The organism is Hymenobacter defluvii (genome assembly GCF_017589435.1).
Taxonomy (GTDB): domain Bacteria; phylum Bacteroidota; class Bacteroidia; order Cytophagales; family Hymenobacteraceae; genus Hymenobacter; species Hymenobacter profundi.
Genome location: NZ_JAGETX010000009.1, coordinates 112,690 through 126,011, shown reverse-complemented (window position 1 = coordinate 126,011; position 13,322 = coordinate 112,690). Strand labels below are relative to the sequence as shown.

The 13,322-nt window shown below is 62.0% G+C and carries 16 protein-coding genes; 7 read left to right on the top strand and 9 right to left on the bottom strand.

Annotated features, from left to right (window positions below; genetic code table 11):
• Nucleotides 1-80 precede the first annotated feature (80 nt).
• The 9 genes from J4D97_RS15860 to J4D97_RS15820 all read right to left on the bottom strand — a co-directional run bounded on the left by J4D97_RS15860 (nt 81) and on the right by J4D97_RS15820 (nt 7,768).
• Nucleotides 81-1,352, bottom strand: a complete 1,272-nt coding sequence (locus tag J4D97_RS15860; protein ID WP_208308402.1) for a hypothetical protein — start codon at nt 1,350-1,352, stop codon at nt 81-83.
• Between the two features lie 203 nt (nt 1,353-1,555).
• Nucleotides 1,556-2,266 (bottom strand): DUF305 domain-containing protein, encoded by a 711-nt coding sequence (locus J4D97_RS15855; protein ID WP_208308401.1) that lies wholly within the window; start codon nt 2,264-2,266, stop codon nt 1,556-1,558.
• A 291-nt stretch (nt 2,267-2,557) separates the two neighbouring features.
• Nucleotides 2,558-2,962 (bottom strand): hypothetical protein, encoded by a 405-nt coding sequence (locus J4D97_RS15850; protein WP_208308400.1) that lies wholly within the window; start codon nt 2,960-2,962, stop codon nt 2,558-2,560.
• A gap of 113 nt (nt 2,963-3,075) precedes the next feature.
• Nucleotides 3,076-3,330: a DUF4396 domain-containing protein gene (locus tag J4D97_RS15845; protein ID WP_208308399.1), complete on the bottom strand. Its 255-nt coding sequence runs from the start codon at nt 3,328-3,330 to the stop codon at nt 3,076-3,078.
• Nucleotides 3,331-3,420: 90 nt separating this feature from the next.
• Nucleotides 3,421-3,558 (bottom strand): hypothetical protein, encoded by a 138-nt coding sequence (locus J4D97_RS15840; protein WP_208308398.1) that lies wholly within the window; start codon nt 3,556-3,558, stop codon nt 3,421-3,423.
• Nucleotides 3,559-3,648: 90 nt separating this feature from the next.
• On the bottom strand, nt 3,649-4,278 hold the full coding sequence (locus tag J4D97_RS15835; protein ID WP_208308397.1) for a DUF305 domain-containing protein: 630 nt from the start codon (nt 4,276-4,278) through the stop codon (nt 3,649-3,651).
• Nucleotides 4,279-4,390: 112 nt separating this feature from the next.
• Nucleotides 4,391-4,996 (bottom strand): helix-turn-helix domain-containing protein, encoded by a 606-nt coding sequence (locus J4D97_RS15830; RefSeq protein ID WP_208308396.1) that lies wholly within the window; start codon nt 4,994-4,996, stop codon nt 4,391-4,393.
• Between the two features lie 26 nt (nt 4,997-5,022).
• The gene (locus J4D97_RS15825; protein ID WP_208308395.1) at nt 5,023-5,400 is read right to left on the bottom strand and encodes a cupredoxin domain-containing protein; all 378 of its coding nucleotides are present in this window, start codon (nt 5,398-5,400) and stop codon (nt 5,023-5,025) included.
• Nucleotides 5,401-5,437: 37 nt separating this feature from the next.
• Complete coding sequence (locus J4D97_RS15820; protein WP_208308394.1) at nt 5,438-7,768, bottom strand: heavy metal translocating P-type ATPase; 2,331 nt, start codon at nt 7,766-7,768, stop codon at nt 5,438-5,440.
• A 368-nt stretch (nt 7,769-8,136) separates the two neighbouring features.
• Here J4D97_RS15820 and J4D97_RS15815 point away from each other — a divergent pair, with 368 nt between their 5' ends.
• The 7 genes from J4D97_RS15815 (at nt 8,137) to J4D97_RS15790 (ending at nt 13,315) form a co-directional block, all read left to right on the top strand.
• Entirely contained in the window at nt 8,137-8,637 is a 501-nt protein-coding gene (locus J4D97_RS15815; RefSeq protein ID WP_208308393.1) for a hypothetical protein, read from the top strand.
• A gap of 131 nt (nt 8,638-8,768) precedes the next feature.
• Nucleotides 8,769-8,900: a hypothetical protein gene (locus J4D97_RS23760; RefSeq protein ID WP_279592447.1), complete on the top strand. Its 132-nt coding sequence runs from the start codon at nt 8,769-8,771 to the stop codon at nt 8,898-8,900.
• A 65-nt stretch (nt 8,901-8,965) separates the two neighbouring features.
• Nucleotides 8,966-9,925: a heavy metal-binding domain-containing protein gene (locus J4D97_RS15810; RefSeq protein WP_208308392.1), complete on the top strand. Its 960-nt coding sequence runs from the start codon at nt 8,966-8,968 to the stop codon at nt 9,923-9,925.
• 53 nt (nt 9,926-9,978) lie between these two features.
• Complete coding sequence (locus J4D97_RS15805) at nt 9,979-10,701, top strand: DUF305 domain-containing protein (RefSeq protein ID WP_208308391.1); 723 nt, start codon at nt 9,979-9,981, stop codon at nt 10,699-10,701.
• 80 nt (nt 10,702-10,781) lie between these two features.
• Nucleotides 10,782-11,339 (top strand): heavy metal-binding domain-containing protein, encoded by a 558-nt coding sequence (locus J4D97_RS15800; protein ID WP_208308390.1) that lies wholly within the window; start codon nt 10,782-10,784, stop codon nt 11,337-11,339.
• Nucleotides 11,340-11,445: 106 nt separating this feature from the next.
• Nucleotides 11,446-12,690: a TolC family protein gene (locus tag J4D97_RS15795; RefSeq protein ID WP_208308389.1), complete on the top strand. Its 1,245-nt coding sequence runs from the start codon at nt 11,446-11,448 to the stop codon at nt 12,688-12,690.
• A gap of 1 nt (nt 12,691) precedes the next feature.
• Entirely contained in the window at nt 12,692-13,315 is a 624-nt protein-coding gene (locus tag J4D97_RS15790; RefSeq protein WP_208308388.1) for a hypothetical protein, read from the top strand.
• Nucleotides 13,316-13,322 lie beyond the last annotated feature (7 nt).

The window sequence follows — 13,322 nt, the reverse complement described above, 5'->3', positions numbered from 1 at the left end:
TTGTGCAACATTAAAATTCGTTGACTCTTACTGAATCGGCTGGTTTTTACTGAAAATGTGTTCCGTAACTACGCAAAACCTTAGCTGGTACCCACACCCATTGCGGCGACGCTCCTAGCAATCTTGCGCATCGCCGCGGGCGAGTCGCCGAACTTGCACAGGGCCTCGCAGTGCTGGCGCAGCTCCGAAAACAGGATGTAACGGATGGTGGCGCCGGCGGCCCGGATGGCCGGGCGCGAAAGCTGCGCCTGTACTTCCTTCTCGCGGGCATCAGGCACCACCAGGTAAAGCGCCGTTTCGTGCTCGGGCATGGAGAAAGCCAGGTCCGTCAGGCGCAGGATGCCGCTGTAGATGCTGGTACTCTTCTCCACCTCGAAGGCAGCCACGACGCGGTTGCTGCCGGGCGCAAACCACACGATGTCAATCAGGCGGATGGTGCTGGCCACGTCGGCGGGCACCGGCAGCTCGGGGTGTTGGTCGAGGCAAAGGAAGGAGAGCTTCTGCCCGCCGCAGAGGCGGTTGCGGTCGTTGATGGCGGTGGTCACATCGCATCCCAGCGCTTTGCCGATGCGCAGCAGGTGGTGTTGGATCTCGGTGTGCTGGTTTTCCTCCTGCGCTTCGGACTGCACCTCTTTATGGCGCTTCTGGGCCTGCTGCTGGTACTTGTCGCGGTCCTCGTCGGTGGCAAACTGCTGGTCGCCGGCAATCATCTTTTTCACCCCGATGTCGAAGAGCAGCCCGCTGAGCGCGCCGTAGTCGAGACTCAGGTGCTGGCGGTGCTCCTGGTTGAGGTCGCGCAGCCGCTCGCGCATCCGCAGATATTCCGACCAGGAACCGAGCTTGATTTTCTCCCCAAACAGGGCATTGAAGCCGTTGACGATGGCCGTGTTGCAAGGCGGCATCAAGGTCGGATGCAGGAAGTAGAGGATGCTGGCCACGGCCGGCCCCAGGCCCTTGATTTTGCGGCGGTCCAGAATGTCAATTTCGCGCAGCAACTGCTGCTCGGTGGTGGCCGCCAGGCAGCTTTCCAGGAATTGGCCGAAGGCCCGCTTGTTGCCCTCGTGCTCGTAGATGTCGGGGATGCGCAGCTTGGGCTTCCAGTAGAAGGGGTGGGCCGCACCCTGAAACACCTGCTTCTGCTCACTGATGACGCTGAGCACGAATTCGAGCGAAGTGCCCTTGAAGTCGTTGCCGAAGCTGCCCGCCTTGATGTCCTTGACCACTTGCTGCACCCCGCGCCGGATGGAGCGGAACGCCTTCAGGCGCTCCTCGTTGTTGATAAACCAGGTATTATAAACGGACTCCGAATCGGTTTTGTAGTGGGCTACTAATGAGGAGAGGTCAACGGACATAAGATGGCAAGCGGTGGAGGAGAAAAGCAAGCTCCAAGATGAGCAACTTTTCCGGTTCAAGGAGGCTGTCCGCTGACATTACCCGCGTGATTAACGGCTCTATCAGAGTTCGGACGGCTTTGCAACAACCCAAGAGGGGGCCATAAGAATGGTCATCTTCTGGCCCCCTCTTGGGCGTTGTACTTGGAACTAACCGGCAAGCCCTAGCGTGGATAGCCGTGCTTGTTGATGAACTTGGACAGTTCAATGACCTCCTGGCCCTGGCTGCGGATTATCATTTGCGCTTCGTCGGTCACCTCATCGTCATCGCCAAACTCGATTTCGATGCTGGACATTTTCATGATGCCCTGGTGGTGGCGCTTAAAGACTTCGGCAAAGTCGATGTCCACGTCGCGCGTATCGGGCGAACTGCGCATGTGCTGAATCATATCGCTTACAGCGCCGTCCATTTCCGCTTTGAATGCAGCAAACTCTTCGGTAGAGGCCGGCTCGGGGGTTCCGTGGCTGGCCAGGAATTCCTGCAAGCGGCGGGCGCTGTTGCGCTGCGCCCGACTAGAGCTTTCGGCCAACTTCTCGGCTTCGTCGTGCTTGCCGTACTTTAGTTCGGCTTCCGCGATGGCGATGCCGGCTTCATGGTGCTTGATGGTCAGGCGGGCGAAGTCCACGTCGGGGTCCCGGGTGTAGTTGGCCTGAATCTGCGACATCTCCCGCTGCATGCGGCTGATGATATCGCCAATTGCCTGGTCAAACGCTTCGTCTTTGCGCTTGTCCTCCGCCGACGCGTACTGCGGGTCGTTCTGTGTCTGCGGAGTAGGGTCCTCGTTTTTGGTGCTGTCACCGCAGCCGGTAAAAACCAGGGAGCTGGTAAGCAGGGCAAACACCGTTGCCTTTGCACTGAGCAAAATGTTTTTCATGTTGAAAAGATGTAATGTTTTGAACAGAATGGAGATGGTTTGTGAATGACTGCCAAGTACCCCCTGCTTTACCTACTTCACCCCTGAGACGTTTTATATGAATCTACTATGAGCTTGCATGATTTATTGTTGAGCACGCTCCACTAACCAGCTCTACAGGATAGTTGCTTATTGGGTATATCAACATAATTATCAAGAGCTTACAAAAATCGACTTCCTAAAGACCAAGGTGAACGGCCCTCGGAAAGACACAGGTTGTAATTCCAGCCTAACAGAAATGGGAGCGGGCGGTCAGAACTGGCCACCGGCCGTATATCGGGGTATGCTCATGAGCATTTCCGAGTCACCGGCCCGCATGGTCAAGTCGCCGTACCGCGCTGCCAGGTAGTAGCCCACGGCCAGCATGACCAAGGTGAGCAGGGTTACGACCGCCCTGCGCCCTCCCGAAACCGGGGCACCGGCGCTCATGTTCACCCCGGGCATAGCGGCCATGTTATGCCCGGAATGGGCCGCGGCGGGCGGAGTAAGTGCTTGGCCGTGGGTCATGCCGGTCATGCTCATGGAATGGCCGGCGTGCGCGGACGGAGCCGTTTCTGCCAGGGGAGCACCGCCCTTGCCCAGGGCCCGCTCGGTGCCCATGCCGTGCTTGAGCTTATTCTTGACCAGCCAGTAGTTCACTGGATATGAGACTACCACCCCGTCAGCATGGCGGCCGACATGGCCGCCCAGAACCAGGGCGAGGTGGCTTCCATGGCCCGCATGTCGCGGCTCATGAGGATGGGTGGGCAACATGCCGGCCATCATGGCGTTCATACGACATCCACTCCGGCAGAAACGAGCTGCGCAGGGCTTGCGCGTAGCTCATCTTCATCATGTCCTTTATATAACAGGGCCTGGAAAATGAACAGCCCAAAGGCAAAACCGGCGGCATACTCCAGCCAGATGTCGACGCCCATGCGCAGACCGAAGTAGCCCGTGATGGCGGCGGCTACGATAATGCCCGTGGCGTCGCCGGCCGCGCAGTGAATAGTGGATCCCACGGCCTGCTTCCAGAGCGGGGCCACAAACTAATCGTGGGTGCCGGGCGAGGGCTCACGGCACGAAAACCAGTACACCAGCAGCCCCATCGGCCCAGTGTAGAGCGTCACCAGCACTCAGCCCCACTTCACCACCTTCATTTTCGGGGTGCTGGTAAACAGGTCCCAGGCCACGTAGGCCACGGATAAGGCCGTGAGGGCAAACCACACCCACAACAGGTACTCGGGAAACAGGGGCGCCGACATCGGGTGCATCAGGAGGTGGGAGTTAGCAAAACAACCTGGAAGCAAAAAAGCAGCCCCAAAGGGGCCGCTCTTGTGGAGGTGACCAAGACAAGCTGCTGCCTAATACTTTTTATTGGCCAGCAGCCAATCCTGCAGCATCTTGATTTCCATTTTCTGGTCCGTGATGATTTGCTGGGCCAGGGCCTTGGTGGTGTTCTCCCGCCCATACTTCAGCAGCGCGTCCGAGTTTTCGATGGCGGACTGGTGGTGGTCAATCATGAGTTGCGCGAAATCAAAGTCCGGGTCGCCCGTCAGGGGGCGCAAATCCACGGCCTTCATCATCTGCATCATGTTCATCATTTGCAGGGCGTTGAACTCGGGCACGGCCGGGGCGTGCGCCGGGTGGCCCGACAGGAAGGCGTTGAACTGGGCAATTTCCGCCTGCTGCTTGTCGATAATCGACTGGGCCATGGCTTTCATCTCGGCATTTTTGCCGCTTTTGAGCTCCTCCTGGCTGTTTTTGATGGCCGTTTGATGATGCAGAATCATCATGGAAGAATAGTCGTTGTCGGGGTCCTGGGTTTTGGGCATGGCTTCCATCATGGCCATGGTTTCGTGCATGTTGCGCATGTACACGCTGTCGTCGTGGGCAATGACCATCAGACCGTCGGCGTCGTCCTTATTACAGGAAGTCAGGGCACTAAAGGCCAGCAGGGAAGCCAGCAAGGGGAGGCGGAGAGAACGTAGCATGGGAAAAGGATTTTTGGTCGAAATGATGAAGGAAATGTTCCTGCTTCTTAACGGACTAAGCTCCACCTGGTATGCGCACAATTCGCCCTGTGGCGTTGTAAAGTTTCCAGCTTTAGCCCAGATCATGCAGGCTGAGCCGGCCCGCGCTGCCCGGCCCCAGGGCCTGGAAGTCGGACGGCGCCATGCCCGTCACCTGTCGGAACTGGTTGGTCAGGTGCGCCGCGCTGCTGTAGCCCAGCAGGCGGGCCACTTCGGCCACCTTGGCATCCTGGTAGCTGAGCAGTTCCTTGGCACGTTCCACGCGCTGGCGAATGATGTACTTCTCCAGCGTCAGGCCCTCGCGCAGCGAGAACTGGTGCGAGAGGTAGGCGTAGGAGCGGCCCAGCCGCTCGCTGATGAAGTGCGAGTAGGTCTGGTAGGGCTGCTGCTCGGCCGGGGTGTAGTGAATGAGCTCTACCACCAGGGCCTTGACCTGCTCCACCAGTTGTTCGCGCGGGTCCTGGACGAGCGCGAACCCGAAGGCCTGTAGCGCGGCTTCCACCGCCGGCATGTCCACCGGGCTGCCATCGGCCGTGCGCACGTTGGCGGCGCCCAAGGCCACGTTGTCCACCACCAGCCCGGCCTTTTCCAGCTCGCGCTGCACCACCCGCAGGCAGCGGGGGCACACCATGTTGCGAATGGAGAGGCGGGTGGCGTCGGCCGCGGGGGCCGGCAACACCGAAGTGGCGGATTGCAGCATTGCGCTTATTTAACGACGAGGCTCCCCCGCAGCATGTGCATGCCGCAGGTGAACTCAAAGGTACCGGCTTGCTTGGGCAAAAACTCAATGGCCGTGGTTTTAAACGGGGCCAGGTCGCGCCGGATGTTGAAGTCGGGCAGCAGCAGCTCCTCCGAGCAGGTGTTTTCCTCGTCGCGGTAAAAGTTCAGCTGCACGGGCTTGCCGTGCTCCACCTCGATGACGTTGGGCGAATAGCCGCCCTTTACCACGATGTCGACCTGCTGCACGCCCGCCGACGAGGACACGGCCGCAGCCACCCGGTGTGGCGCCAGAAAGAAAAACCAGCCCACAAACGCCAGCAGGCCCACGCCCACCAGGGTCACAATTATCTGAGAAGTATCCATGAGAACGAGAACAAAAGGGAAAGAAAAAGCCCCGGCATTAGGCCGAGTGCTTATAGCCGCGTAGGCGCAGCGAGTTGGTGAGCACCGACACCGAGCTCAGGGCCATGGCCCCGGCCGCCAGCATGGGCGAGAGCAGCCAGCCCGTGAACGGATACAGCAGCCCGGCCGCAATGGGAATGCCCAAGGTGTTATAGACAAAGGCAAAAAACAGGTTCTGCTTAATCGTGCGCATGGTCTGGCGCGACAGGTCAATGGCCGTGACCACGCCCTGCAGGTCCGAGCGCATGAGGGTGATGCCCGCCGCTTCCATGGCCACGTCGGTGCCGCCGCCCATCGCCAGGCCGATGTCGGCCTGGGCCAGGGCCGGCGCGTCGTTGATGCCGTCGCCCACCATGGCCACCACCCGGCCCTCGGCCTGCAACTCTTTCACCTTGCCGGCTTTGTCGGCCGGCAGCACTTCGGCGAAGAAGCGTTTGATGCACACCTGCTCGGCCACCTTGGCGGCGGTCTGCTGGTTGTCGCCACTCATCATCACCACATCGATGCCGTCGGCCTGCAGCGCCTGAATGGCGGCACGGCTGGACTCGCGCACCGTATCGGCTACCCCAATCAGGGCGGCTACGTGCCCGCCGATGGCGGCGTAAAGTACCGTTTTCGCCTGGCTCAGCAATTGGGCCGCGGCCTGCTCGGTATCGGTGGAAAGCACCACGCTGTTTTCGCTGAGCAGGCGCCGGTTGCCGAGCAGAATCACTTGCCCCTCAACAGTGGCGCCAGCGCCCCGGCCCTCGTAGGCCTGAAACGCGGTGGCCGTTAGCCGCGCGCTATTTTGCGCATCAGCGTAGCGTACTACCGCTTCCGCCAGGGGGTGCTCACTCTGCCGCTCCACCGCCGCCAGCAAGGGCAGCAGGTGGGCGGGCGTATCACCATTGGTCGGCACAAAGTCCGTCACGGCGGGCTCGCCCTGAGTGATGGTGCCGGTTTTATCGAGCAGCACGGTGGTTACTTTCTCGGCTTTCTCCAGCGCCTCGGCGTTGCGAATGAGCACGCCGTGCTCAGCCCCTTTGCCGGTGCCCACCATGATGGCCGTGGGCGTGGCCAGCCCTAGGGCGCAGGGACAGGCAATGATGAGCACGGCCACGAATCCTACCAAGGCCAGCGGCACGCGGGTAGCCTCGGGAGCCAGGTCAAACCACACCACAAACGTAGCAATGGCAATCATGATGACCACCGGCACGAACACGGCGCTGACCTTATCAGCCAGCTGCTGGATGGGGGCCCGGCTGCCCTGGGCTTCCTCCACCAGCTTGACAATCTGCGCCAGCATGGTTTCGGCGCCCACTTTGCTCACGCGAAAGCGAAAGGAGCCGGTTTTGTTGAGCGTGGCCCCAAACACGTTGTCGCCTTCCTTTTTCTCCACGGGCAGGCTCTCGCCGGTCAGCATGCTCTCGTCCACGGCCGAGCGGCCGGTGAGAATCGTGCCATCAGTGGCCACTTTCTCGCCGGGGCGCACAACTACTTCATCGCCCACCAGCACCTGCTCGATGGGCACGTCTACTTCCTGACCGCCCCGCACTACGCGGGCGGTTTTGGCTTGCAAGCCCATCAGCGCCTTGATGGCGGCTGAAGTCTTGGACTTGGCCCGGCTCTCCAGCACCTTGCCCAGTAGAATCAGGGCAATGATGGTGGCCGTGGTGTCGTAGTATACCTCCGGCATGAGGCCGTGCTGCATAAACCAGTGCGGAATCAGCGTGGCCGCCAGGCTGTACAGGAAGGCGGCGCCGGTGCCCACCGCAATCAGGGTGTCCATGCTGGCGGTGCGGTGCTTCAGGCCGTTCCAGGCCGACACATAGAACTCGCGGCCGCTGTAGAGCAGCACCGGCAGCGTCAGGGCCAGCAGCACGTAGTTAAGCACGGGCGTGGAGATGCGGCTCATCATGGCGGGCCAGAGCATGAGCATGCTCAGCGGCATGATGACCACGGCTAGCCCCACGGCTACCTGAAAGCGGCGCTTCAGCTTCTCATAAGCGGCGGCTTTGCGGGCGTCCAGCTCCTCGTCGGAGGCCAGCACGTTGGCGGCCACCGCCGGGGTGGCCTCGTGCACGCCGTAGCCGGCCTGCTCCACAGCGGCGCGTAGGCCGGCGCGGTCAATCTGGCCCGGCAGGTATTCGATGGTGGCTTTTTCGCTGGCTAGGTTCACGGTGGCGCGCTGCACGCCGGGCGTCCGGCTCAAAGCTTTTTCTACAAAGTTGGAACAGGAGGCACAGGTCATGCCCTCGATGTTAAGGGTCGCCGTTTCGGTGCCGGCGGCCGGCGCCGGGGGCGGACCTGCGGGCACCGGAGGCGCCGGGTGGTGGTGAGTGGTTTCCATAGGAAAAATGATTCGGGGAAGGCCGCGCGAATAGCGGCCAGCAAAACAACATTATCTAAACTCCTTTCGGTTGGCAATAGATGTGTAGAATTGGGCTTTGTGCTTACAACATTTGTGGACCCTGCCATGATTTAGCCGCGGTTGTACATGATTAGGCTGCGGGGCTTATAAAATTTCCAGAGCTGTACTTAAACTGGCCAAACTGTCAAGGCTTAGAGCAGGATGCCCGAAGCAACTACAGGGGCCTAAAAGCTGCATTTTCAGTCGAGTAGGCAAGCGGCAAAACAAGTCAATGGCCAACGGGGGAGGTTTAAACGGGCGGCGAACCTTTTAAACCTTTTAAATACCTTTGTCGTTGCTTCGTACTAATGTTCCGACTCAAGACCCATTCCCGACGCACGATGGCGGCCTCCTTGCTGGTGGTCTTCCTCAACGTGTTCTTTGGGCAGGTCGTCTGCGCGCTGGTTATGCCAGCGGCTCCGGCCCAGGCGGCGGAACATGAGCACCCGGTGGGCACACCCGAACATAAGCACGGCCACGGGGTACCCCATTTCCACGGAAAACAGCACGGCGCTACTGCCGAGCACCAGCACCACGATAGCGAAGCACCTGGCACGCATAAGCACGGCCCCAAGGGAGCCTGCTGCCAGGACGATGCCGCTGCCGTGTGGGCCGCGCTGGCCCATCCGCCGAAAGCCGGTATCGAGAAGATGGCGTTCCTGCCAGTAATGTTGCCCCCGGCTCCGCTGGCCCTGGCGGTTCGCTTTCAACAATGGGACCGCACGCGGCCCGTGCTGCTGGTGGCTCGCCGGCAGCTGAAACCCAAAATACCTGACATCCGCATTTTCATTCAGTCGCTGACTGTCTGATTCTTCCGACGCGCTAAGGCTCGCGCCGGCACAGCTATGCTGTGTCCGGGGCGGGCCTTTTCGTTTGCCCGTCGCGCCGCCTACGTCGGCATTTCCTCCCCCTCCATTTTCCGGGTTACCCCTGCTCCGCAATGAAAGATTGTTGCGAACCGGCCGCCGGCCCGCCACCCCGCGGACCGCTCCGCCGCCTACTCACGGGCCTGCTCTACGTCGTGCTGGCCGCTGCCCTGGGCTTCGTGCTTTGGCAGCAATGGCAGGCCTAATACGGCTCCTGCCGCCGCCGGACCGCCGATGCCGGCGGTCCGTTTTCTTACCCTTACCCCATTTTATGTTTCGCTTACCTGTTTCCCTGCTGGCCGTCGCCGGCCTGCTAACCGTGGCCAGCTGCTCGTCCGATTCCTCGTCGAGCAGCGCTACCAACACCGTCACGACGCCTACGAATGGGCCGGCCGAAGGCACGGCCGACCACGCCAGCGGCCACACCTACGCCTGCCCCATGCACCCCGAGGTGACCAGCACCAAGGAAGGAGAGACCTGCCCCAAGTGCGGCATGAAGCTCGAACACAACGACCAAGTGGCTAACGGCAAGTCCTACGCCATGAAGTTCGAGCCGCAGCCCATGCAGCTGACGGCCGGTCAGCCGTCGCAGCTGGTCTTCACGCCGCAGCAGGTGGGCAACGAGGCCGCGCCCGTCCCGCTGGCCGTGGTGCACGAGAAGAAGATTCACCTCATCATCGTGAGCAAGGACCTGGGCCAGTTCTACCACGAGCACCCCGACTACACGGCCGATGTCAACTACAAGGTCAGTTATACCTTCCCCAAGGGTGGCGACTACGTGCTGTTTCAGGACTACACGCCCACGGGCTCCGGCCACCAACTGGGCCGCCAGCCCATTTCGGTAAAGGGCCCCAAATACACGTCGGTCAAGTTCAAGAACGACGACATGCAGTGGGAGAAGGATGGCTACTCGGCCACCCTGGCGTTTGACAAGCCCCTGAACACCGGTCAGCTGCTGGGCATGAAAATTACCATCAACAAGGAGGGTAAGCCCGTGACCGACCTCGACAATTACCTCGGCGCGCTGGGCCACGTGGTGGTCATCAGCGAGGACACCGAGCGCTACCTGCACGTGCACCCCAACGAGCAGCCCGACAAAGGCCCCGCCATCGGCTTCAACACCAACTTCGAAGCCCCCGGCCTCTACCGCGTCTTCCTGCAATTCAACCACGGCGGGAAGATTCACACCGGCGACTTCACCATCAACGTACAGGGCCCGGCCGCCAGCTAGGGTGCGTCCCGTTCATCAGTTCCTTTTCCCGGCTCTCAACCAGTCCAAAACCCATGAAAAAGTCCGCTTTTTTCCTCGCCGCCCTCTGCTCGGGCTCCCTGCTGGTGGCCTCCTGCAACAGCGACAAAACCGCTGATACCACGGCCACGACCACCGAAACGACCACGCCGGACGCCAACGCTTCAGGCGACATGGCTGGCATGGACCATTCCACAATGGCCGAGAGCGGCCCGGCCGGCGACTCGCCCCTGATGGCCTCCATGAACGACATGATGGCCAAAATGAATGCCATGAAGATGAAGGGCAACACCGACCACGACTTTGCCCACATGATGATGGAGCACCACAAGGGCGCCATTGCCATGTCCGACATCGAGTTGCGCGACGGCAAGGACGCCACCATGAAGCAGATGGCCGAGAAAATCAAGACCGACCAGCAGAAGGAAATCGGGGAGCTGGAACCCATTGCCGAGCGCCTCGACGCGGCCCCGACGAACTACAAGCCCCAGGACCCCAACGACCCGTTCACGGCCCAGATGAAGACCTCTATGGACCGCGTGATGCAAGATATGCCCAAGCAGGTGGCCAACCCGGACATGAACTTCAACATGATGATGACGATGCACCACCAGAGCGCCATGGACATGGCCAAGGCCGAACTAACCCACGGCAAAGACACCAAGCTGAAGGAAATGGCCCGGAAGATGGTCGATACCCAGCAAAAAGAGATTTCCGCCTTCAAAACCTGGCACGCTCAGAACGCCGACAAAATGTAGCCCGGGCAGCCGGTCGCTCCGCCCAGACGGATAGCGGCCGGCCCCGCTTTTTCACTTTCCCAATCTCTTTTTCAATCCCCATGAAGCTTTTTGGAATCTCCCTGGCCGTTGCCGCCCTTTTCGCCCTCGCCCCCCTGGCCTCGCAGGCCCAGCACGCCCACGCTGACGGCAAGCCGGACGCCCACATGGCCCCCGGCGAAACCCACGCCCACGTGGCCCCGCACGGCGGCGTGGTGCGCTCGGCCAGCCCCTACCACATGGAGCTGGTGCAGCAGGCCGGCGAGCTGCACATCTACCTGCTGGCGGCCAAGATGGCCCCGGTGCCTAATAAGTCGCTCTCGGGCACGGTGATGGTGCAAACCACCGACAACAAAACCACGTCGGTGACGCTGACAGCCGGTGGCGACGACCACCTGGTGGCCAAGCTGCCCGCCGGGTCCAAAGTGCGCACGGCCATCGTCAGCCTGAAAGCCGACGGCAAGGCCATCAACACCCGCTTCGACAAGCTCGACGCGGCCGCCCCGGGCAGCAAGGCCGTGGGCGCGGCCTATGAATGCCCCATGAAGTGCGAAGGCAGCGCCAGCACCAAGCCGGGCAGCTGCCCGAAGTGCGGCATGGCCCTGGTGAAAAAGGCGTAGGCGGAGCCTGTTTTTCGGACGCCGGGCGTCCGGACCCTCTCCTCCGTCTCGGGCCGTCCGCTGCTGCAACGGTGGGCGGCCCCTAGCCGGACTTTAATCGGATAACATGAAGTACCTCAAAATGAACTATGCGGCGCACGGGCTGCTGGTGCTGGCGCTGCTGCTCGGGCTGCTCCCGAAAACCGCGTGGGCCCAAACCGCCATCAGCCTGGACAGCGCCGAAGCCCTGACCCTGCGCCGCCACCCGCGGCTGCGGCAGTCGGACCGGGAGATTGAGGAGCAGCGGGCCCTGAAGCGGGGCTCCTTCGCGCCCGCCAACCCGGACTTTCTTTTCTCGGCTCCCACGGGCGAGCGGTGGGCGCCGGGCGTCGTGCAAACCATCGACCTGCCCAACGTGTACCGGCGTCAGCGCCAGGTGGCCGAGGTCGGCATCACGCTGGCCGAGCGCAACCGCGACGTCAGCCGGGCCTCGGTGCTGCGCGATACCCGCTTGGCGTATTTGAACCTACAGTTTGCCGAAGCGCAGGTGCGCCAGCTCACCTACCAGGACAGCCTGTTCCGCGCCTTGCGCGTGGCCACCGAGCGCCTGTTCGCGGCCGGCGAAGTCACCTCGCTGCAGCGCATCAGCACCGACGCCGAAGCCCGGCAGGTGAGCGTGCAGCTGCAGCAGGCCGCTGCCGACCGGCAGGCCGCTCAGCGCCGCCTGGGCTTGCTGCTGGGTCAGCCCACGGCCGCCCTCACCACCAGCACCGATCTGCGCCGCAGCGGCCCCGAGCTGGTGCAGACCGGCGGGGCGTTGCTCGCGGGCCTACTCACCGAAGACAGCAGCGCCCTGGTGCGCAGCCCCACGCTGGCCGCGGCCACCCAGAACGTGGCCCTAAGCCAGTCGGGCATCAGCCTGGTGCGGGCCCGGCGTACGCCGGCCCTGACCGTGGGCTATCAGAATCAGGCCTATGAAAACTCGGCCCTCAAGTACCGCTTCCAGTTCGGGGTGTCGGTGCCCATCTGGTTCTGGACCTACCGCTCGCAGTTGCAGGCGGCCACGGCCCGCTCGCAGGCGGCTGGCTACCAGCTGCAAACCCAGCGCCTGGAGCTGAGCACCCTCTACCAGCAGTCGCTGGCCGACACGCGCAAGTTCTCGGCTTCGCTGGGCTACTACGAGCAAACCGGCGTGCCGCAGTCCCGGGCCATCATCAGCCAATCCCAACGACTTTTCAAGGCCGGCGAAATCAGCTACCTCGTGCTGATTCAGAGCCTCAACCAAGCCTTTACCATTCAGAATACCTACCTGACCACCATTCGCGACTACCGTCAGGCCCTCATCGAACTTAACTACCTGCGGGGTGAATAACATGAAACAACTCCTGATTATGCTGCTGGGCCTGCTGCTGCTGAGCGGCGGGGCCTCCGCCCACGGGGGCGAAGACCACGGCGCGCCCAAGGCCTCGACCCCGGCCGGCGCCACTTCCTTTTCGGTGGCGGCGCTCTCGGAGCAGTTCGAGGTGCTGCTGCGCTACGAGCCGCTGGAAGGGGGGCAGCCCGCCGACCTGCGCCTGTTCCTCTCGGACTACGCCACCAACGCCCCCATCAAAGGCGCCAAGCTGACGCTCACCAACCCCGAGGATGCCAACCTGAAATGGGCGGTGACGGAAAAAGGGCCGGGGGAGTACCTGGTAGAAGGCCAGTTTCCGGCCAACAAGGCCTACAGCTTCGCGGCCAACATTGTAGTGGGCGACAAGGCTGACCTAATGCTGCTCGAAGGCATCAAAGTGGGGGAGAAGCTGCCCGTGGCGGCGGAGGCCGCCCACGCCGACGGCTCGCTTTTCTCTTCCTGGAAAACCATCCTGGCGCTGGTCGGCGCCTTCATGCTCGGCATCGGGCTGACGGCCCTGTTCCTGCGCCGGCGGCGCCCGGAGCCCGTGCTGCAAACCTCGGAGCAAGCGCTGACTGCCAGCCGCCGCACCCCCTTTCCCTAAAGCTCAA

What these genes read in the sequence shown, in the direction of transcription:
- J4D97_RS15835 (WP_208308397.1), bottom strand. Translation starts at nt 4,278, where the DNA reads ATGCTACGTTCTCTCCGCCTCCCCTTGCTGGCTTCCCTGCTGGCCTTT.
- J4D97_RS15815 (WP_208308393.1), top strand. Translation starts at nt 8,137, where the DNA reads ATGTTCCGACTCAAGACCCATTCCCGACGCACGATGGCGGCCTCCTTG.
- J4D97_RS15820 (WP_208308394.1), bottom strand. Translation starts at nt 7,768, where the DNA reads ATGGAAACCACTCACCACCACCCGGCGCCTCCGGTGCCCGCAGGTCCG.
- J4D97_RS15800 (WP_208308390.1), top strand. Translation starts at nt 10,782, where the DNA reads ATGAAGCTTTTTGGAATCTCCCTGGCCGTTGCCGCCCTTTTCGCCCTC.
- J4D97_RS15810 (WP_208308392.1), top strand. Translation starts at nt 8,966, where the DNA reads ATGTTTCGCTTACCTGTTTCCCTGCTGGCCGTCGCCGGCCTGCTAACC.
- J4D97_RS15855 (WP_208308401.1), bottom strand. Translation starts at nt 2,266, where the DNA reads ATGAAAAACATTTTGCTCAGTGCAAAGGCAACGGTGTTTGCCCTGCTT.
- J4D97_RS15805 (WP_208308391.1), top strand. Translation starts at nt 9,979, where the DNA reads ATGAAAAAGTCCGCTTTTTTCCTCGCCGCCCTCTGCTCGGGCTCCCTG.
- J4D97_RS15825 (WP_208308395.1), bottom strand. Translation starts at nt 5,400, where the DNA reads ATGGATACTTCTCAGATAATTGTGACCCTGGTGGGCGTGGGCCTGCTG.
- J4D97_RS15840 (WP_208308398.1), bottom strand. Translation starts at nt 3,558, where the DNA reads ATGCACCCGATGTCGGCGCCCCTGTTTCCCGAGTACCTGTTGTGGGTG.
- J4D97_RS15790 (WP_208308388.1), top strand. Translation starts at nt 12,692, where the DNA reads ATGAAACAACTCCTGATTATGCTGCTGGGCCTGCTGCTGCTGAGCGGC.
- J4D97_RS15860 (WP_208308402.1), bottom strand. Translation starts at nt 1,352, where the DNA reads ATGTCCGTTGACCTCTCCTCATTAGTAGCCCACTACAAAACCGATTCG.
- J4D97_RS15795 (WP_208308389.1), top strand. Translation starts at nt 11,446, where the DNA reads ATGAAGTACCTCAAAATGAACTATGCGGCGCACGGGCTGCTGGTGCTG.
- J4D97_RS23760 (WP_279592447.1), top strand. Translation starts at nt 8,769, where the DNA reads ATGAAAGATTGTTGCGAACCGGCCGCCGGCCCGCCACCCCGCGGACCG.